The organism is Loktanella salsilacus (genome assembly GCF_024206795.1).
Classification (GTDB): Bacteria; Pseudomonadota; Alphaproteobacteria; order Rhodobacterales; family Rhodobacteraceae; genus Loktanella; species Loktanella salsilacus.
The window spans coordinates 2,125,201-2,142,787 of the sequence record NZ_CP072994.1 but is presented as its reverse complement, the minus strand read 5'-3'; the positions used below and the strand labels follow the sequence as shown (position 1 = coordinate 2,142,787).

The 17,587-nt window shown below is 57.8% G+C and carries 19 protein-coding genes and 3 pseudogenes; 9 read left to right on the top strand and 13 right to left on the bottom strand.

The features are described from left to right. Positions 1 to 112 precede the first annotated feature (112 nt). From KBW81_RS10405 to KBW81_RS18790, 3 genes are all read left to right on the top strand, one after another. Positions 113 to 1,324, top strand: a complete 1,212-nt coding sequence (locus KBW81_RS10405) for a GAF domain-containing sensor histidine kinase (RefSeq protein ID WP_254247119.1) — start codon at positions 113 to 115, stop codon at positions 1,322 to 1,324. Next, positions 1,321 to 2,034, top strand: a complete 714-nt coding sequence (locus tag KBW81_RS10400; RefSeq protein ID WP_254247118.1) for a response regulator — start codon at positions 1,321 to 1,323, stop codon at positions 2,032 to 2,034. The genes KBW81_RS10405 and KBW81_RS10400 overlap by 4 nt, the downstream gene beginning before the upstream one ends. A 71-nt stretch (positions 2,035 to 2,105) precedes the next feature. After that, positions 2,106 to 2,306 (top strand): type I restriction enzyme endonuclease domain-containing protein, encoded by a 201-nt coding sequence (locus tag KBW81_RS18790; RefSeq protein ID WP_367305282.1) that lies wholly within the window; start codon positions 2,106 to 2,108, stop codon positions 2,304 to 2,306. 54 nt (positions 2,307 to 2,360) lie between these two features. Here the strand turns inward: KBW81_RS18790 and KBW81_RS10395 are convergent, their stop codons facing one another. The 3 genes and pseudogenes from KBW81_RS10395 to KBW81_RS10385 form a co-directional block, all read right to left on the bottom strand. Continuing rightward, a complete protein-coding gene (locus KBW81_RS10395; RefSeq protein WP_254247117.1) occupies positions 2,361 to 3,617 on the bottom strand; it encodes a tyrosine-type recombinase/integrase in 1,257 nt (418 codons plus the stop codon). 369 nt (positions 3,618 to 3,986) lie between these two features. Then, a pseudogene (locus KBW81_RS10390) lies at positions 3,987 to 4,094 on the bottom strand (IS5/IS1182 family transposase); the annotation flags it as partial. Positions 4,095 to 4,118: 24 nt separating this feature from the next. Continuing rightward, positions 4,119 to 4,247, bottom strand: a pseudogene (locus KBW81_RS10385) (IS5/IS1182 family transposase); the annotation flags it as partial. A 108-nt stretch (positions 4,248 to 4,355) separates the two neighbouring features. Here KBW81_RS10385 and KBW81_RS10380 point away from each other — a divergent pair. After that, positions 4,356 to 4,709 carry a hypothetical protein gene (locus tag KBW81_RS10380; protein WP_254247116.1) on the top strand — a complete coding sequence of 118 codons (354 nt, stop codon included), beginning with the start codon at positions 4,356 to 4,358 and terminating at the stop codon, positions 4,707 to 4,709. A gap of 132 nt (positions 4,710 to 4,841) precedes the next feature. Here the strand turns inward: KBW81_RS10380 and KBW81_RS10375 are convergent. Continuing rightward, positions 4,842 to 5,980: pseudogene (locus tag KBW81_RS10375) on the bottom strand (IS3 family transposase). A 292-nt stretch (positions 5,981 to 6,272) separates the two neighbouring features. On the opposite strand from KBW81_RS10375, the gene KBW81_RS10370 reads away from it, so the two are divergent. Beyond that, a complete protein-coding gene (locus tag KBW81_RS10370; RefSeq protein WP_254247115.1) occupies positions 6,273 to 7,946 on the top strand; it encodes an FAD/NAD(P)-binding protein in 1,674 nt (557 codons plus the stop codon). Between the two features lie 239 nt (positions 7,947 to 8,185). Beyond that, positions 8,186 to 8,929 (top strand): DUF2461 family protein, encoded by a 744-nt coding sequence (locus KBW81_RS10365; protein ID WP_254247114.1) that lies wholly within the window; start codon positions 8,186 to 8,188, stop codon positions 8,927 to 8,929. Positions 8,930 to 8,956: 27 nt separating this feature from the next. On the opposite strand, the gene KBW81_RS10360 is transcribed toward KBW81_RS10365, so the two are convergent. The 3 genes from KBW81_RS10360 to KBW81_RS10350 are packed head-to-tail and all read right to left on the bottom strand — an operon-like array spanning position 8,957 to position 9,984. Continuing rightward, a complete protein-coding gene (locus tag KBW81_RS10360; RefSeq protein WP_254249044.1) occupies positions 8,957 to 9,352 on the bottom strand; it encodes a group III truncated hemoglobin in 396 nt (131 codons plus the stop codon). Between the two features lie 2 nt (positions 9,353 to 9,354). Continuing rightward, the gene (locus KBW81_RS10355; protein WP_254247113.1) at positions 9,355 to 9,510 is read right to left on the bottom strand and encodes a hypothetical protein; all 156 of its coding nucleotides are present in this window, start codon (positions 9,508 to 9,510) and stop codon (positions 9,355 to 9,357) included. Positions 9,511 to 9,543: 33 nt separating this feature from the next. Continuing rightward, positions 9,544 to 9,984 carry an RrF2 family transcriptional regulator gene (locus tag KBW81_RS10350; RefSeq protein WP_254247112.1) on the bottom strand — a complete coding sequence of 147 codons (441 nt, stop codon included), beginning with the start codon at positions 9,982 to 9,984 and terminating at the stop codon, positions 9,544 to 9,546. A 129-nt stretch (positions 9,985 to 10,113) separates the two neighbouring features. Between KBW81_RS10350 and KBW81_RS10345 the strand changes: the two genes are divergently transcribed. Further along, complete coding sequence (locus KBW81_RS10345; RefSeq protein ID WP_254247111.1) at positions 10,114 to 10,470, top strand: globin family protein; 357 nt, start codon at positions 10,114 to 10,116, stop codon at positions 10,468 to 10,470. A 206-nt stretch (positions 10,471 to 10,676) separates the two neighbouring features. On the opposite strand, the gene KBW81_RS10340 is transcribed toward KBW81_RS10345, so the two are convergent. Continuing rightward, positions 10,677 to 11,267, bottom strand: coding sequence for a rhodanese-like domain-containing protein (locus KBW81_RS10340; protein WP_254247110.1), 591 nt, complete (start codon positions 11,265 to 11,267; stop codon positions 10,677 to 10,679). Between the two features lie 390 nt (positions 11,268 to 11,657). Here KBW81_RS10340 and KBW81_RS10335 point away from each other — a divergent pair, with 390 nt between their 5' ends. Continuing rightward, positions 11,658 to 12,725 (top strand): OmpA family protein, encoded by a 1,068-nt coding sequence (locus KBW81_RS10335; protein ID WP_254247109.1) that lies wholly within the window; start codon positions 11,658 to 11,660, stop codon positions 12,723 to 12,725. Beyond that, on the top strand, positions 12,722 to 14,248 hold the full coding sequence (locus KBW81_RS10330; protein WP_254247108.1) for a caspase family protein: 1,527 nt from the start codon (positions 12,722 to 12,724) through the stop codon (positions 14,246 to 14,248). Before KBW81_RS10335 ends, KBW81_RS10330 begins: the two co-directional genes overlap by 4 nt. Here the strand turns inward: KBW81_RS10330 and KBW81_RS10325 are convergent, their stop codons facing one another. The 5 genes from KBW81_RS10325 to KBW81_RS10305 are packed head-to-tail and all read right to left on the bottom strand — an operon-like array spanning position 14,249 to position 17,426. Next, positions 14,249 to 15,619: a DUF4384 domain-containing protein gene (locus tag KBW81_RS10325; RefSeq protein ID WP_254249083.1), complete on the bottom strand. Its 1,371-nt coding sequence runs from the start codon at positions 15,617 to 15,619 to the stop codon at positions 14,249 to 14,251. It abuts the gene before it with no gap. Then, entirely contained in the window at positions 15,616 to 16,023 is a 408-nt protein-coding gene (locus KBW81_RS10320) for an ExbD/TolR family protein (RefSeq protein WP_254247107.1), read from the bottom strand. Before KBW81_RS10320 ends, KBW81_RS10325 begins: the two co-directional genes overlap by 4 nt. After that, the gene (locus KBW81_RS10315) at positions 16,020 to 16,415 is read right to left on the bottom strand and encodes an ExbD/TolR family protein (protein WP_254247106.1); all 396 of its coding nucleotides are present in this window, start codon (positions 16,413 to 16,415) and stop codon (positions 16,020 to 16,022) included. The genes KBW81_RS10320 and KBW81_RS10315 overlap by 4 nt, the downstream gene beginning before the upstream one ends. Before the next feature lie 3 nt (positions 16,416 to 16,418). Further along, positions 16,419 to 17,039, bottom strand: a complete 621-nt coding sequence (locus KBW81_RS10310) for a MotA/TolQ/ExbB proton channel family protein (protein WP_254247105.1) — start codon at positions 17,037 to 17,039, stop codon at positions 16,419 to 16,421. A 3-nt stretch (positions 17,040 to 17,042) separates the two neighbouring features. Then, positions 17,043 to 17,426, bottom strand: coding sequence for a hypothetical protein (locus KBW81_RS10305; protein WP_254249043.1), 384 nt, complete (start codon positions 17,424 to 17,426; stop codon positions 17,043 to 17,045). Positions 17,427 to 17,587 lie beyond the last annotated feature (161 nt).

Here is a 17,587-nt window from a genome sequence, read left to right as displayed (position 1 = left end):
TCCGTCACCTGCACAAAAGGTGCGGGAACCCGCATCGCTTGTGCGGATACGTGGGCTGCGTGTGCGGCGCGGAACGGTTAGGGTAACTACGCAGCTGGCGGGGGGACGCAAGATGAAGGACCAGACCGCACCGGCCATCGCGATCCTGCAGACGCGCGACATCCTATGGCGGATCTCGGCGCATCTGGCGCGTGAGACGGAGATTCAGGCCGCACTCACCGCCGTTGCCGCGGTGATATCAGAGGTTTTGCCGCACACGCATTTCGACATCTGCCTGTCCGACGGCCCCGGCTGGCTGGTGTCCTACGAGGTCGGCATCAAGACCCGCTGGTCGCGGCGCCGGACGCAGTTGGCCCATTCGCCCGTGCGAGCGCTCTTCACGAAAGAGCTGGATCACATGCTGTGCAGCAACGCGATGGAGGACCCGCGCCAGACCTTTCCCGATGCCGCGAGCGAGCCGATCTTCAGCCACGCCCTGCGGTCGCGGGTCCACGTGGTGATGAAAGTGATGGGGCAACTGATCGGCACGCTGAACATCTCGCACAGCCGGATCGGGTTGTTCGACGCTACGTCCGTTCAAATCGCGCAGCATCTGGCCGATGTTTTGGCCCCCTACATTCATGCCCTGCGCCTGATCGAGAGGGCGCGGCTCGACGCCCGCGAGCGGTCGCAGGTGCAGTCGCGGGAGGAAGGCTTGCGGCGCGGGGCGTCGCGGCTGACACAGGCGCTGGAACAGGAGCGTCAGCGAATCGGCATGGACCTGCACGACCAGACGCTTGCCGATCTGACGCGGCTCCTCCGCACCGTAGACGCAGAGGATCAGCCGCTGGACCGCGCCGCGCTGAATGACGGCCTGTCCGCCTGCATTCGCGACCTGCGACGGATCATTGATGAGGCCGTGCCGTCCCAACTTGTGCTGTTCGGCTTTGCCCATGCCATCGAGGAACATCTGATCAAGGCCGTGGGAGCCGACCCCTGTGCCGTGACGCTGGAGGACCGGACAGGAGGGGCCATCGACCGGATCGACCCGACCGTGCGGACAGCTCTGTTCCGCATCACGCAGGAGGCCGCGAACAACGCGGCCCGTCATGCCAAGGCCGACCGGATCACGATCACGATGGACGTGATGCCCGCCGGTGCGCTGCGCATCGTGGTGCGGGACGACGGGATCGGCATGTCCGGGCAGGTCGGCGCGCGACGGTCGGGCCTGTTGCACATGGAAACCCGGGCCAGACTAATCCTTGCACAGTTGGACATCATAGAGGATGCGGGCACCTGCGTGACGATCACGCTGGACAGTGCTTCGATAGGGACGGCCACATGAAACTTCTGATCGTCGAGGACGACCTCTTTCACGCTCAGTTCATGCTGGACACCGTGTCCTCGGCCCTGCCGGAAGTTTCGGAAATGACCCACGTAGATTCGGGCAGCAAGGGCATTACTGAGGCGTGCCGGGGGCGATACCCCGCCGTCGTCCTGGATTTACAGATGCCAGGCCAAAGCGGCGTCGAGGTGGCTCGGAACATCTGGGCCAGACAGCCTGCGACGCGGATCTTGTTCTGGACAAACTACGCCGACGAAGCCTATCTGCGGGGCATCCTGCGCATCGTTCCGGACGACAGCGCCTACGGGTATGTCCTCAAGACGGCCTCGACCGCTCGGCTGCACCTGGCCCTGCGCGCCGTGGTGATCGAAGGGCAGATCATGGTGGATCCCGAAGTCCACCGCTTTCAGGCGCGGGCCGGCACCGCCCGCGACGGGATGACAGATTCGGAATACAACGTGCTGATCGACCTTGCACTCGGCATGACCGACAAAGGCATCGCGCAAAGGCGCGCGATGTCGTTGCGGTCTGTCCAGAACCGGTTGCTGTCGATCTACCAGAAGCTCGAAGTGGAAGAGGACGACCAGGGCCTGATCAACAAGCGCGCTCGTGCGGTCTATCGCGCGCTTCTGACACGCACCATCAACGCGGAAACGCTAATCGCGGCTGAACAAGCGCTGGACATGTGGCCTAAGAAGCGGGGTCGCTAGCTGCCAAAGTAGAATGGCTCGAGCTCGGGACGCGCGGTCGCTAACCCACGCCCTCGCAGTCGATCAGCCCGGTGGCATCGCGCAACTGGTCGGCGAGGACTTCCGGCGCGATCTCAAGAGGGTCAGCGCACTGCTGCCTAATCCGACGGATCATCGCGACCGAGCTGGTTCAGACCGTTCGAAACAACTCAGGCACAGACTGGTGGCGTCCAGAAAACGTGCGAGCTAAGATGCGCGTGGTGGTCAAGCAGATCCTGCAGCGCCACGGCTAACCCCCGGACTTGGCGAAAGACGCCATCAAAACCATGCTCCGGCAGGCGGAGGCGCTAGCGGCGGAGTTCAGATAGCAGGAACATTTCCCAAGCTTCCATCATGGCTCTACGCCGATCAATCATATCACCGCGCCGGTAAGCTAGCTGAACATCACTGCCGACTTTATGTGCGAGAGCAATTTCGGCCATATCAGATGGAAAATCAGTTTTCTCTGCCACCCAGTCGCGGAATGTAGACCTTAGACCGTGCGGCACAGCGGCTCTGCCGGATACTGGATCGATCCAACCTTTGCGGTCTGACTGTTTTTTAGATTCCTGCATTCTTCTCATTACAGCCGATAGGGTCATGTCCGACATTTGCTTTTGTGACTGACCCGGAAATATGAGGTCAGTCCCCGCTTGGCGCGGCAGTTCTGTCAAAAGTTTTACTGCCGCCGGTCCTAGTGGAATGCGATGTTCTCGGGACATCTTCATTCGGTCGGCAGGGATCGTCCATACCTTGCTAGGCAGGTCAATTTCTTGCCACACTGCCCCACGTATTTCACCCGATCTCGTCGCGGTAATGGCTAAAAACTGGAGCGCAATGGCTGAGACGCCATCACGCAATCTCAAAGCTTCAAACCAACCAGGTGCGTCTTTCAGTGATAATGCCGGGTGGTGGGACGTCTTTGCTACCTTAGAGGGAGCAGGAAGGAGCTGTTGAAGATTTCCAGACCATCTTGCTGGGTTCTCCCCGGTTCGATGGCCTGCCACAGTCGCCCATGCCAGCACGTTCTCAATTCGACTTCTAAGCCGCTTCGCCGTTTCGGTTTTATCCAGCCAGATTGGTTGGAGGATTTGCATGATGTCTGCGCGCTCAATCTGGTCAACAGGCTTATTTCCAATGATCGGAAAGGCAAACTTTGTTAAAGTTGATGGCCACTGTTTCGCGTGCTTGGCGTTAGTGAACTCCTTCGCTCTTGTTGAAGAAAGATATTCATCTGTGGCCGCACTGAACGTCATGACTGGCTTCGCTACGATGTTCTTCGCTGTGCGCGCATCAACGCGGTCAGCGACTGGGTTTTCTCCCGCCCGCACTAGTTGTCGCAGTCGAAGGCTTTCGAGCCTGGCATCGGCAAGTGATACTTCAGGAAAAGGCCCAAGCCCGAGCTCATGCCGTTTGCCAGCAACTGTAAGGCGGAGTATCCATGACTTAGTGGTGGTCGCTGTTACGTTGAGATATAAACCCGGCACACCACCTACAGTATGCATACCTTGCACGTTCAACCGCTTTACGTGCAGCGCACCCAATTCAGCAGCTAGCTTTCCCATCCCACCATCCATCCCACCATTGAATGAGCAACCAGCTACATCTGCTTGCAACAGGGTGCAATAGAACGTATTATTAACATGCTAATTTTATTGAATTTTTTTTGATATGAAACAAGCTGCATCCTTTTGCAACATGTTAATGGCGGCCTGAGCCTCCGCCAGATCATATTTTTGACTATTTCGTTTGGGTCGCATTTAGGTGGACCCGATGCCTTGTATCGTTGACGTTTCAGGCGATCGTTGACCGCTATAAATTTCTTTCGATCGCGCTGGCATCCGTGCCTTGTGTGGCTCTAAAAGCGGTATGATTTATGGCGACGCTGTTGCGCAAATCAGTTGAAGGACGGTTTTCCCCTTTCCCAGACGGATTTATCGCAGGGCTTTCGTGACAGGAATACCAAGAGCGGTGTAGCCGTTCAGGACCGCGATGCGCACCTGAACCTCTGCGACCTGTCGGTCAAAGTCGCGTGTCGTAAGCGCCGGCCGCGGTCACGCTGCCGACCGACCTCTTTTTCCAGAAAGTTCGACATCCCAGTTCATCTTGGGATCGCAGCAGATTGTCAGTGAGCCGCGGCGCTTTAGTGCCGCGTTTTAGTCAGCCCAGTTCGTCGTCTTATAGGTAGGCGATGTGTTTGCTCATGTGGGCCAGCTACCACCATGGATTCACGACATGAATTCAACCTGTATTTGTGCAACATCGACCCGCAGAGTGGCAAACAGCATTGAGTTAATAGCTTAATGCATGCAGTTCCGGCTACGATCTCGGCCAACTTTGCATCGGGGTCTGTTGATGTTGCGACCGCAAATACCGCAGGTGGCATCAAAGAGAACATTTCAGTGACTGGGATGACGATTGCCGGAAACGAATTTAGCGGCGGTAATTTCGCGGTCACCCATAACGGCGCAGTCGTGGATGGAACAAGCTTTGGTACAGTCGCTAACGGCATGTTTTATGGCTACGATACAGGCACTGGCGGTCCTGATGAGTCATGCTTGCGCGTGGCGCGTTTGTTGTCTTTGATAGATATTCTCGCCACGGCTCTTCGTTGGGTGTTTTATCGTACACTCCTTGGTGGTTGTGATGCCAACTGAACGACAGATATCTGTCGACGATAAGCCGGCTGCAAAACCGGCCCGGCAGAAACTTTTGTTGAAAGTCTTAAAGAGGTGGTTCGGTTTGTCTGAACAGTTTCTGGGCGTTTCTTAAGTGGTTTTCCGCCTTGGTTACGCCGCTACCGCATCTGGCAGTTGCTGATTGAAGTAGGCCTGATCGGGCGTTTTGCCGTCAAGCGATGAGTGAGGTCGTCGGGTGTTGTAGAAGCCGAGATAGCGCCCGATGGAAGCGCGGGCTTCCGGGACGCTGTCGTAGGCGTGCAGATATACCTCTTCGTATTTGATGGTCCGCCACAGGCGCTCGACGAAGACGTTGTCGCGCCACGCCCCTTTGCCATCCATGCTGATCTTGATCTCCCGGCTCGCCAGAACTTTGATAAATTCGGTTGATGTAAATTGGCTGCCCTGATCCGTGTTAAATATCTCGGGCTTGCCGTATCGGGCCAGCGCCTCCTCTACGGCCTCAATGCAGAAGTCTGCCTCCAGCGTGATCGACACACGCCAGGACAGCACGCGGCGGGTGAACCAGTCCAGAACGGCAGCCAGATAGATGAAGCCCCGCGCCATGGGTATCTATGTGATGTCCATCGCCCAGACTTGGTTCGGCCGGGTCACAGGCAGGTTCCTAAGCAGGTAGGGGTAGATCTTGTGCCCCGGTGCCGGCTTGGAGGTGTTCGGTTTGCGATACAGTGCCTCGATCCCCATGCGCTTCATCAGCGTGCCGACGTGCAACCGGCCCACTTTGAACCCCTCCTGCACCAGCAGACCTTGCAGCATTCGGCTGCCCGCGAAGGGGAACTCCATGTGCAACTTGTCGATCCGGTGCATCAGTTTCAGATTAGGAACTGACACCGGGCGCGGCTGGTAATAGACACTGCCCCGGCTGATCCCTAGCACGATGGCCTGCCGGCTGACGCTGAGCTTTGCTGAAGGATCGATCATCTTTTTACGCGCGGCAGCAGGCCCGCCTTGCCGAGCGCGCCGGACAAAAAATCATTCTCCAGCGCTAGCTCTCCGATCTTGGCATGCAGCGTCTTCACGTCGATCACCGGCACCAGATCAGCCTTCGAGGCATCGCCGAATACCCCGGTCGCGCCTTCCAGCAATTGGTCACGCCACTGCTTGATTTGGTTTGGATGGACGTCAAAGTCCTGCGCCAGCTCGATCAGAGTTCGTTCACCCTTGATAGCGGCTACAGCTACTTTGGCCTTGAAGGCCGGACTGTGATTCCGGCGCGGTCGTCTTGTCATGGTCATCTCCTCGCTTGCAGCATCATGCTGCCGTTGCGCGGAAAATCCACTTATCCCTACTGTTCAGTTTTCCCGAGCCACCTCTTAAAGAGTCTGGGATGGAAGAAAATCTTGGCCACGCCAAGCGCGAATGGCCACTTTTCGAAAGACGCAAGCAGGGTCAATTTAGGGACAGGACGGTGACTTGTCGCCTTACCTGTGAAACTTACGATCGCCTTGGGAACAACGGATCATTTACCAAGTTTGCATCATACGAATGGCATCACGTCATTTGCTTTCACAGGACTTTCCGATGCTTCTTGATGAACGCATATCAGATCACCCCGCACCGCAATCTGGCGCAAAGGGGCCAGCAACGCATGACAGCATCGCAATAATTGGGGCAGGGCCCACGGGGGTCTATACCCTGATGGAGCTGGTAAATTCGGATACGCCGCTTTTCATCGCAGTCTTCGAGAAAAGCAATATGGCTGGCGTAGGTATGCCCTATTCGCCTGACTATGCGACCTATGACATGCTTGCCAATATTGGCAGCATTGAAATCCCGCCACTGACGGAAACATATCTAGAGTGGCTCCAAAGGCAGCCGGACAGCTTTCTGCGACCGTACGGCGTTGATACGGACACGTTGTCAGAGCGGGGGTTTTATCCGAGGCTCCTTTTGGGAATGTTCTTTCGTGACCAGTTTGAACGGATCCTGATGCAAGGTCGAGAGAGGGGGCACAGGATCGTTGTCAGGGAACGTCACGAGGTGATTGACGTTTCGGTCAGCGTTATTGGCGTAGACGTTACGTTTGAACGTTATGATGGTCACCGGGACACCGTGTCCTACGACCGTCTTATCGTCGCCAGCGGCCATGACTGGAGCGCGCCTGATCTTCCGGATGGTGTCGTCCTGCCCAACCCATGGTCGGGATTAATAGATACCGATAGCGTGGGCCCGAAGATTGGTATCATCGGAACATCATTAAGCGGCATTGACGCAGTTGTCGCCGTCGCAGGCCGCATTGGTCGCTTTGTGCGCTCTGATGATGGGTTGTCGTTTGAACTGAATGGCGCTGAAGACGACACGCGTATCACGATGCTGTCTCGTAACGGCCTATTGCCCGAAACGGACTTCTACTGTCCGCTTCCCTATGAGCCCCTGGATGTGTTCACTGACGCCGCTATTGCAAGCGCCTGCGCGCTTGGCAGTGCGGGGCTGTTCGACCGGCTGTTTCATCTCTTTATGCAGCAGCTAAAAGTCGCGGATCCGACGTTCGCGGCTTCGGACATGATGAACGGTGTTACGGCTGACACCTTTCCGCTCGCGGTCTTTGCTGAGCGTTTGAAATCGGATCCCTTCGTTTGGGCCCGCCGGGATTTGCAGCAGACGCAACGCGATAGTGTCAGCAAGCACACGGTTGCTTGGCGCTACACCATACTGAGGATGCATGAGCCGTTTTCAGACCTATACGCACTTATGACAGACGCGGATCGGGACCGGTTTGATCGGGGATTGCGCCGGGTCTTTGTCGATAACTACGCCGCGGTTCCACCCCTCTCGATGGAGAGGCTTTTGGCATTGTCGGATGCGGGGATCTTGGATGTCAGGGCGTTGGGAGAGGACCCGTATGAGGTTCGGACGCTGGAAGACAACAACCAGCTTGTCGTCATGAATGCGCAAGGCAGACAGGTCTTCGACACCCTCGTTGATGCCAGGGGCCAGCGCGCGATGTCACTGCACGACTTGCCGTTTGCCACACTACGCGAGCAGGTTGCGACTGTCAGCAACGCCAACAGATCGCAAGATCCGCTTCGTGGTGCGCTTACTGAGGGCTTTGGTTTACGCTTGTTTCAAGGCAAGCCGAGGGTGTTTCTGGCCGCAATCAGTTTCCTGATGTCCAGCAAACCATTCGTTCAAGGACTGCCAGGTAGCCATGAGATCGCAAGCGTTGTGGCCCGCAGCGTACTAGAGGTCGCCTAGGGCTGCATGTGAGGCTTAGGTGGTCAAAGCGTTTTATCTGAATTTGGCAAATAAATAGCGCGGCGGATAACAGCGGTTTAGGCAGGTGCAGCGTCCACGCAGCTGCTGCAGAAAAATCCACGAAGAAAAGGACCGACTCAAGCCCGCAAGTCTAGCGCCAACGATTCCGCGCCATGCTGCTGTTGACCAGAACGCTTTAACTGATTTCGATAGGTTTCAGGCCTCACGCCAAGGATCCGATGACGGTTTGCCTGACTTGTCTGGTTGGGAGTGCTATACGAACGCAGACACGTCTTAAGGTCAGCCGTGAAACAGGAGGCTGCCAAATGGTAGAACCAGAGACATTTGCGTTCCTTACTGAACTTGCGTTGAACAACCGCAAAGCGTGGTTGGACGACCACCGCACAGAGCGCGACGACGCTTTGCGCAATTTTACTGGAATTGCGATAACGCTGCACGACTATGCTGATCGTTTTGATCATTCCGTTGCGACGACAAGGATCAAGCCAAAGCAAAGCTTCACCAAGTTCTTCCAAGAGCCGCGGGACCGTATCGGACGCGCGATGTATCGCGCGGATGTGGATGTCTTTGCCAATGCCGGTGATCCAGCAGAAGACTTTGGATATTATCTCCATATCGAGCCAGGAAATTGCTACGCCGGTGCCGCCCTTTTTCAGCCGTCCAAGGACGCGTTGGCCAGATTGCGCAATCGCCTTCTTGATGATCCAGCAGGCCTGAAAGACGTGTTGGATGACCCTGAGTTTAGCAAACGTTTTCCAGAAGGATTGGTGACGCGAAAAGCGTTAGATGCCTTGCCAGAAGGTTTTAAGGTGCGGGGTCCCACAGTACCCTATTTCAAAATGGTTGGTTTGGGGTGCCGCGCTAGCCTGCCAGACACTGACATGCTGGATGATCAGGTGATTGACGAACTGATCGAGATCTTTCGCGTCGCTAGCCAACTGGTGCGCTACTTCGACTGGTGAAGGGCATTGTTCGCGCGGGATTCCGCATCAGCCCAAGTAGGGCACCGGGTCAGCGTCTTCGGTCCGGGGTAGACCAAAGCTCAATCCGCGCCCGATCCGGTGCGCCAGCGCAGACCATGCTTGAGCGAGGTGCTGGGGTAATTCTTCGGCCAGCACCGCGTCGAATATCGACAGCCAAACGGGAAAGTGTTGCGCCTTGACGTCGCCTGCGGCCCGGTGAACCTGCATCGGGTTGCCGTCATAGCATCGTTGCAACAACAGGGCATTGCGCCAAAACCGTCCGATCTTTTCTTCATGGACCGGCCAGTCCGCAACGTGTCCTGCAAAGATAGGCCCAAGGGCTGGATGCGCCCGGACACGTTGATAGAACTGCGCCACGACACGGTCGATTTGTGCCTCGGACACGGGGATGCGCGGTGGCATGGTCACACCACGACGATCCAGACGATGATCAGGCTCGCCACCAGATAGACCAGCGTATTGACCATCCAGCGGATCAGACCAGCCTCGCCTTCAGGATCAACGCCAAGGCGTTCGCAAGCTTTTGTGCCGGGCCACAAGAATATTTCTGACATCGTCATGGTTCACACTCCTTCATGAGTATCGCGTTACGATTAGGTCGTCGGTCTTGTTGCGTTAAAGGCTGGAAATAGCGTCATGAATCCCGTTCCGCTGCGACAAAGTTCGGCCAACGTGTAGCGATCAATGACAGCTAGAAAGGCGTTGGTGGCTTCCTCTAGAACGGGGTTCAGCCCGCACCCCGGCGCGATGATACAATTTGCACAATCGGCCATCGTAAAGTCGTCTTCCATCGTGCGGACAACCTCGCCAACTGTGATGTCAGACGCCGGGCGGGCCAGCTGAATGCCGCCGTTGCGGCCCCGCAGACTTTGCACAAAGCCCAAGCGCCCAAGGTCGTGGACAACCTTGGTCAGGTGATTGTGCGAAATGCCGTAGTCGGCAGATATTTTCGAGATCGCACAGAACTGGTCAGGCTGGGCCGCAAGGTACATCAGGACGCGTAAAGCGTAGTCGGTATAACGCGTTAGCCTCATCGCGTTATGCTGGCATCGAGAGAATACATGTATTGTCCTTGTATGTTCCAGAGCGTCTGTATGTCAGGCCTTATACATGTATTATTTTTACATGTATAGTCTTTTAACACAGCCGAAGAGAGCTTTGAAATGACAGCAGCACTGAGCCAGCGCACCATCGACATCGTGAAGTCGACCGTTCCCGCGCTAGAGGTGCATGGCGTCGCGATCACCCGAAACATGTATGAACGGCTGTTTCGCGATGATGACATCAAGGCGTTATTCAATCAGGCGCATCAGGACGACACAGCATCGCACCCCAAGGCGCTGGCAGGGCTTCTTGACGGATCGGTTCACGCGATGGCGGATCAAAGGTGGCAGACCCTCACCGTATCAAAGCGCAAAGTCTGCCGCACATTGGGTCAGCGCCGCTTAACGCAGCGCAGGGTGCCCTGGGGTTTACCGGACGAAGCGCGGTTGACCTATGCCATCACCGCACTGCCCTAGGAATGCGGACGTTCTGGATGCCGCATGATGACCGGGATGCTGAACAACAGTGGCTGGCATGTAAATCACCTGCCGGGCAGTGGTTAACCCGGCAGACCAAAGGCCGACCATGTGTTAACATTCAAACCGGACCACCCGATTGGGCACACCAGAACAGGGCTCGGTGTATCGACGCGCTGAACGCCGACGTTGTCCGTTTTGGGCCGTTACTCGCCCCCAATCACGGTCAGACCAAGCAGGCGCCAAACTTGCATGCCGCCGCGATAATAAGAGATGCGGTCTGCGGGGTATCCGGCGTTGACCATATTGCGGATCGCGGTCGGTGACTGGCCGCACCAGACGCCGTTACAAAATAGCGCGACGGGCTTCGCCTCCGTGCAGTCCCAGCCGTCGAAATCCGGCTCGCATCCCAGCTGGCCCAGCTCGTCCACGACGTAGGTATAGGGAATGTTGATCGCGCCAGGAATCGTGCCGCCCTCGAACCAGTCGCGGGTGCGGCTGTCCACGACCACGGCCTTGGGGTCCTGTAACATGTCGATCAGTTCCAACTCTCCGATTGTGGTCACGCCTTCCGCGGGGCTGTGCGGTTGAATGCAAAACTCGGGACAGGGACGGGAGGTCAGCGCCCATTCGCCGCTCACCTCATTGTTCTTATCTTGGATCCTATCGATCATCACCGGACCGTGCCCTGTTTGCACAGTGACTGACGGCAGGTCCTTGGTGATGCCCACCACACTTTCCGCCATCGCTGTCCCAGCAACCAGTGTGAGTGCGATTGTCAAAGCAAGGTTGTTCATATCTTTGTCCTCCAGATGCATCCACGTTCTGGGACTTACCATAGCCGCCAAATGGCGTTTCGTCACCGAAAGGTTCTCGGTCCCATGTTGGCCAACCACTGTTTAAAGGTATTCCGCCGCAGCGCTGCGGTAGCAAACAACCTCACGGATCCCAAAGATTTAAGCCAGATTGTTGGCACCAGTTTGAGTGCGAACGTCTAAGACGAACACGAATGGCCGCCTTGTAAAGTTCCGCGTGAAAAGTGCCCTCGGGCCGGCCTTGTCTGCTGTGACCCCGCCCGAAAGTTAACGATTTCAAACTAAGGCTATCCGCAGGGGCAAAACGGACCTAACATAGTTTTGGTTTCGCTCTGACGTTGATCAGAGTGAACGTTGAAGGAAGTGGCGATCATGTTGATGACGACCGACCTGACGATCAAACGATGTTCTGCGATGCTTTTGGTGCTTGGCCTTGCGACCTTTGGTGCGGCGAAAGCGAGTGCGCAGGATGCTTTTGCCAGCGGCTGGACGCTGACCCCGGAAATGTCGAACCTGCGGTTTCAATCGGTGAAAAAGCAAACAGTCGTGGAATCCAGCACCTTTGCCACGCTTCAGGGTAGCATTGATGAAACCGGCAGCGCCAAGGTGACGGTGCTTTTGGATTCGGTCGATACTACGATTGACCTGCGCAATGTGCGGATGCGGTTTTTGTTCTTTGAAACCTTCTTGTTCCCAGAGGCGACGATCACAGCGCAAATTGATCCCGCCGCGCTGTCTGATCTGCCGCAAGTGCGGCGCAAGGTGATCCCGATCACCTACACCCTTGATCTGCACGGCGTCACCAAAACGCAGGATACAAATGTCGTCGCCACCTTGTTGACCGACGACATGGTATCGATCGCGTCTGATGCGCCCATATCGATTGCCGTGGCCGACTTTGATCTGGCCACCGGATTGGACAAGCTGCAAGAGGCGGCTAATGTCGAGATTATTCCATCAGCGACGGTCAGCTTTGATTGGATATTTGCCCGCAATACTGGAACGGCTGCCCCGGCACCCGCGCCAGCACCTGCGTCCGTCGCATTAGAGTCGACAGGCAATTTTGACAGCGAGGCGTGCAAGGGCCGGTTCGAAATTCTGTCGCGGACTGGTAATATCTACTTTGCGTCAGGCTCTGCGCGGCTAGAGGATAAAAGCGCGCCGTTGCTGGACAGTCTGGCTGATATCGTCGCGCGCTGCCCCGGTATGGTGGTCGAGGTGGGCGGTCATACCGACTCTGTCGGCAGTGACGCGCTGAACATGACCCTGTCAGAGGCCCGCGCGGCGTCTGTCATCAGTTATCTGGTGGGCACAGGGCTGACCCGCGACGCCTTGGTCAGCAAAGGCTACGGCGAGACGACGCCGATTGCCGACAACACAACCCAAGAGGGGCGGTGGAAGAACCGCCGCATCGGATTTACGGTGCTTGAAAACGAATGATGAAAATCTGGACTTTGATCATTGCTGCGGCAACCCTGATCGCGGCGCAGCCTGCTTATGCGGAAACCCGGCTCGCCTTGGTGATCGGGAACGGCAATTACACCGCGATTGGGGCGCTGGATAATACCGTGCCTGACGCCACGCTGATGGCGAAAACGCTGCAAGAGCATGGGTTCGAAGTGACCCTATTGACCGATACCGCGCAGTCGGACCTGACGCAGGGGATTTCCCAGTTCGGGCGGGACTTGCGGGCCGCCGGGGGTGATGCGACGGGGCTGTTTTATTATGCTGGGCATGCGGTGCAGTCCTTTGGTATCAATTATCTGCTGCCGACGGATGCAGCTTTAATTGACGCCGCTGACCTGTCGCTTGTCGCCGTTCCGGCTGATGCGATCCTGCGTCAAATGCAATCGGCACGTAACAAGACCAATATCGTTATCTTGGATTCCTGCCGGAATAACCCATTCGAGAACGTCCGAAATCTTGACGACAACGGTCTGGCTGAAATGAATTCGCCGACTGGCACGTTCTTGTCCTATTCAACAGCGCCCGGCGCTGTGGCGCTAGACGGATTGGACGGCAACAGCCCCTTTACCAAGGCGTTGGCGCGGGAAATTCCGGTGCCCGGCGTTCCGATCGAGCAGACCTTTAAAAAGGTGCGCGTGTCCGTCATCGCCGAGACGGCGGGGCTGCAGACGCCTTGGGATACGTCATCGCTGACCAATGAATTCATCTTTGCGCCAAAGGCTGCACTGACGGCGGAACAGGTCGAGGAACAACAGCTTTGGAATTCTGTGCAAGGCAGCAGTGATCCGGTTCAGGTCATGCTGTTCCTGCGCGGGTATCCCAACGGGCAATACCAAGTCGAAGCGCGGGCCTTGTTGCAAACCCTGATGACTGCAGAACTGGCCCCCACGCCAGAAGCCCCGCCAGTTGTCGTCCCTGCGCCCGAAGCAGCCCTTGTTGCGGCTGCACCGCAAGCACCGTCAGCGAGCGAGGAAGAGCTGATCGCACAGGCGCGTCGGAGCGGAACGGCAACGGATTATCAGGCCTATCTGGACGCCTTTCCGCAGGGCATTTTTGCAGAGCTAGCCAGGTTCGAGGTCGAAATTTTGGCGCAGAAAAGCGACGCGGCGGCTGTTGCTGCGGCGGAGCCTGCGCCAACAGAACCAGCAGATGATCAGGTCGCGCTAAATCGCGCCTTAGTGGCGCAATCTGGCAATGACGTGATGGGCCTGACCTTCACCACGCCGTTCCCAGTGGGCGGACCGCCTATCGAAGGGTTAAGCATCCCAGAAATCGTCATGCTGTCGCCCTTGTATTCACCCATCGAAGGCCTGCCAGAAGAGCTGTGGAAGACGCAAACCTGCTCTTCCTGCCACGCTTGGACAAGAGAGGCGCTGTGCACACAGGGCAAAACCTATGTCACGGCGGCAGACGACAGCGCGGTATCCAAAGATCACCCCTTTGGCGGTGTCTTTAAGCGCGGCCTGAAAGGCTGGGCTGCGGCGGATTGCCCATAGTTAGCCCGGCTGCGTTGTGATGAAAAAATAGACCCATTCGCCTTTGAAATCCGGATCGCGGGCGCGAGCGTCCGCGACTTTGGATTTCAGGAAGATCAGATAAGGGCCTGCAGGTTCCTGCACCGGGCGGGGGCCATCATACAGCGGCACCGAGGTCGCGAAGGCAGCGGCGATCTCCTGACCAAAAGGCGGTCCAATCGTCAAAAGCAGGAACGGTTGATCATCCCTATCACGCCCCACCGACATCGGTGCCTTAGCGGGAATCATCCGCAGCGGCACAACATCGTTGGGTTGCAGGTGGATCACGGTGCCATCGGCAACAAAGTAGTCAACGTAGATAAAGCTATCGTAATCGGGACCCGCCAGATCCAGCTGTAGGGTCTGTCCGTCACTATAGGTATAGTTTTGCGCAAACCCGTCTTGCCCGATCACGCGGGGATTTGTCAGCTGCTCTGTCGATTGCGGCAGGTCGATATCGGCGATCCCTGTCAGCGCGCCGCATTGGGGGCGGGGCAAAATCAGCAGATTGTCTGACAGCGGGATTGCGTCCCCGACTTGCGCGCGCAGGGCCGCTAGGACAGGCCCGCGCAGGGCATCCTCAGGTATGTGACCTGTCAGTTCCAGATTGCCGGTATCAGGGTTGAAAACGGTTTGAAGCCGCGCGCAGGGGACGGCGGCAAGGATGCCCGCAATGCCGTCGCGCACCTGTAGCGATTGATCGCTTAAATCGCCCTGCTGTGAAAATGCGGCAATGGCGGCAAGGGAGGTCGCGCTGACGACGGTGTCGCCTTCGCCAGACCATGCCAACGCCGCTGTCTTGATCTGCACGGGCAAAGGTGGCTGTTGTGCGACCGTTGAAGTTGGTTCCTGCGGATTGACTTTGGCGCTGGCGGCAAGACTTGGCACCAAGAGGGCCGCGTTGGGCGCATGGGCTTCGGCTTTTGCTGCCACCGGGGGTAGAGCAGCCAAGGCCGGGCCGTTGGTAGACTGGTCCGTCAAGCTGGGCGCAGTCAGGGCCGTCGCTGTCAAAGGCCGCGCAGCTTGCGCCTGCGGTGCGGCGGTAGGCGCTGCCGGTTTGGTTGCAGGCAGGCGCGGCGCTGCCACGGGAATTGGTGCGGCTGCGGCTTGCGGCACGGCCCCCTGACGGGCTGCGGTGGCAGATGCCGCGTCCTCTTGCGCGGCTTCGCCTGCCGCTTCGGCCTGTGGCGCGGATGTACGTTTGACCTGTTGCGACGCGATGGTCATGGCGGTCTTTGGCATCGTTTGGTCAACCGACGGCTCTGGCACCGTGCCATAGGCCAAGGCCGCCAACGCCGCCCCGTGGGCCGCGATAGAGCCTGCAATCGCAAGGGTGGCGCGGCGCAGGGTCACGGGGACAGCGGCGGCGTGACGACAAGGACGATATCGCGCGCGCCAAGCGCTTCGATCTGGGCGACCAAAGGCAAGACTGCTGACAAGGGCGCGGCATGATGCGCGTTCACCCGGATCAGTTGCGACGGAGTGGCCTGCAAGATGTCGGTGATCTGCGACAGCACGGCGCCGCTGTCCAGCGCCTGACCGTCCAACGCCAGCGCCCCATCTTGCGCGATGGCAAGCGTCGTGCCGCCGCCGGGCATGTCGCTGCCGGTGGTCGCCGTCGCGGGGGACAGCTCGAACGGGGCCGTGGCATCCATCCGGCCAATCAGCATGAAGAACACCAGCAAAAAGAACACGACATCAATCAGCGGAATTATAGTCTCTGGCGCGGTGCGCCGGGGCATGCGCGCAAGCTTCATGGGGCAGCCACCTGAACGACGCGCAATGTGCGCACACCGGCAGAGGTTGCGACATCCATCAGCGTCACAAGGGACTGAGTGTCAGCGTTCAGCGAGGGTAAAATCAAGACCGGTGTATCAGCGGGCAGGGCGGCAAGCTGCGCTGACAAAACGTCATAGGCCAGCGGCTGGCCCCGCAGATACGGCAGCCCATCAGGCCCAAGGCGGATCATGACCGGGGTGGCGGCATTTGGCGCGCCCTCAGTCCCCCCCGCGCTCTGCGTCATCGGGATCATGTCGAGGTTCAAATACGTCGATGTCACCATGAAAAACACCAGCATAATCAGCAGGACATCAACCATCGAGACCAGAGAGATCAGGCGCGGCGAAGGTATTCGGCGGCGCAGCTGCATGGCTTAACCGTTGCCATCAAAGCGGGTGAAAAGCTGACCAACGCCGGTTTCGATCTTGACCGCAGCACGGTCCACCTTTTCCGACAAAAGCGTCGCAGCGATCGCGGCGGGGATCGCGACGATTAGACCCGCAGCCGTCGTCAAAAGCGCGGACCATATGCCAGCCGCCAGCAAGGACGCATTGGCCGCGCCCTGCGCCAGCGCCAGTTCCTGAAACGCTTGGATCATGCCCAGAACGGTGCCCAACAACCCAAGCAGCGGGCTGATCATCGCGATCAGTTCCAGCAGGCGGATATGCCGCTGCATCTGCGAAATCTCGGCGTTACCGCGCCACTCAAGCTCTGCGACCAGCGCCGTGCGCGGCCGCGCCGCATCCAAACCTTGCATGGCGGCGCGGGTGATCCGGTCGGCAGGTACGGCGGTGCCATCAAGGCTTGCCATGGCGGCGTGATGATCGCCGCCGACAAAGGTTTTCATCGCCGCATCCCGCCGGGCGTCGCCGCTAGCAACGCCGCGCAGTTGCAGCGCCTTTACCACAATCAGCGCGACAGAGCCGAGCGACAGCATCAAAAGAAGCAGCACGATCGGCCCGCCGGCCCGCATAATGTCCAAGGTCGATTGCATCACCTATTTCACCAGACCGGCCGTGGTGCGGCTGACAAGGTCCAGCACCGGAAAACAATCCATCTGATCTTCGTTCTGCGGCTGGCAGGACGCGATATCATGTAGAAAAATCTCTGAAATGGCGTCGCATTCAATGGCTGGAATTTCGAACAGTTTCAGAGTTGTGCGGGCGGCTGGCAGGGGGGCTGCCTCAATCGACAGAAGCTGATCAATGATGCCGGACTGATCAAGGATCGCCAGCGACATTTCAAACCCGGCAAAGCTTTTCCCGGTGTCGTTTCTGAACAAAAAGAAAGCCCGGCAGCTGCCGTCATCCGCGGATTCGAATTTGTTCAACTCGACCGTCAGCTGGCCTGATTGCGCAGGTGTCTGGGCCAGTGCCGCCATCCCGCCAAAGGAAAACACGATCACGGCGGCGATGCTGGGTTTTAGGAAATGACGCATTTGATCCCTCCAATGATCCACCTAGGAAGGACGATGGGCGCAGAACCACGGGTCGGTCAAGGGAAAGTCTTGGGGCGAGGTAAGTCGCAAACAGACTAAAGATA

Excerpts from the sequence above, each read along its gene's own strand:
- KBW81_RS10335 (WP_254247109.1), top strand. The coding sequence starts at position 11,658 with ATGTTGATGACGACCGACCTGACGATCAAACGATGTTCTGCGATGCTT.
- KBW81_RS10330 (WP_254247108.1), top strand. The coding sequence starts at position 12,722 with ATGATGAAAATCTGGACTTTGATCATTGCTGCGGCAACCCTGATCGCG.
- KBW81_RS10395 (WP_254247117.1), bottom strand. The coding sequence starts at position 3,617 with ATGGGAAAGCTAGCTGCTGAATTGGGTGCGCTGCACGTAAAGCGGTTG.
- KBW81_RS10310 (WP_254247105.1), bottom strand. The coding sequence starts at position 17,039 with ATGCAATCGACCTTGGACATTATGCGGGCCGGCGGGCCGATCGTGCTG.
- KBW81_RS10305 (WP_254249043.1), bottom strand. The coding sequence starts at position 17,426 with ATGGCGGCACTGGCCCAGACACCTGCGCAATCAGGCCAGCTGACGGTC.
- KBW81_RS10405 (WP_254247119.1), top strand. The coding sequence starts at position 113 with ATGAAGGACCAGACCGCACCGGCCATCGCGATCCTGCAGACGCGCGAC.
- KBW81_RS10340 (WP_254247110.1), bottom strand. The coding sequence starts at position 11,267 with ATGAACAACCTTGCTTTGACAATCGCACTCACACTGGTTGCTGGGACA.
- KBW81_RS10370 (WP_254247115.1), top strand. The coding sequence starts at position 6,273 with ATGCTTCTTGATGAACGCATATCAGATCACCCCGCACCGCAATCTGGC.
- KBW81_RS10400 (WP_254247118.1), top strand. The coding sequence starts at position 1,321 with ATGAAACTTCTGATCGTCGAGGACGACCTCTTTCACGCTCAGTTCATG.
- KBW81_RS10355 (WP_254247113.1), bottom strand. The coding sequence starts at position 9,510 with ATGACGATGTCAGAAATATTCTTGTGGCCCGGCACAAAAGCTTGCGAA.
- KBW81_RS10350 (WP_254247112.1), bottom strand. The coding sequence starts at position 9,984 with ATGAGGCTAACGCGTTATACCGACTACGCTTTACGCGTCCTGATGTAC.
- KBW81_RS10320 (WP_254247107.1), bottom strand. The coding sequence starts at position 16,023 with ATGAAGCTTGCGCGCATGCCCCGGCGCACCGCGCCAGAGACTATAATT.
- KBW81_RS10365 (WP_254247114.1), top strand. The coding sequence starts at position 8,186 with ATGACGGTTTGCCTGACTTGTCTGGTTGGGAGTGCTATACGAACGCAG.
- KBW81_RS10380 (WP_254247116.1), top strand. The coding sequence starts at position 4,356 with ATGCATGCAGTTCCGGCTACGATCTCGGCCAACTTTGCATCGGGGTCT.
- KBW81_RS10360 (WP_254249044.1), bottom strand. The coding sequence starts at position 9,352 with ATGCCACCGCGCATCCCCGTGTCCGAGGCACAAATCGACCGTGTCGTG.
- KBW81_RS10345 (WP_254247111.1), top strand. The coding sequence starts at position 10,114 with ATGACAGCAGCACTGAGCCAGCGCACCATCGACATCGTGAAGTCGACC.
- KBW81_RS10315 (WP_254247106.1), bottom strand. The coding sequence starts at position 16,415 with ATGCAGCTGCGCCGCCGAATACCTTCGCCGCGCCTGATCTCTCTGGTC.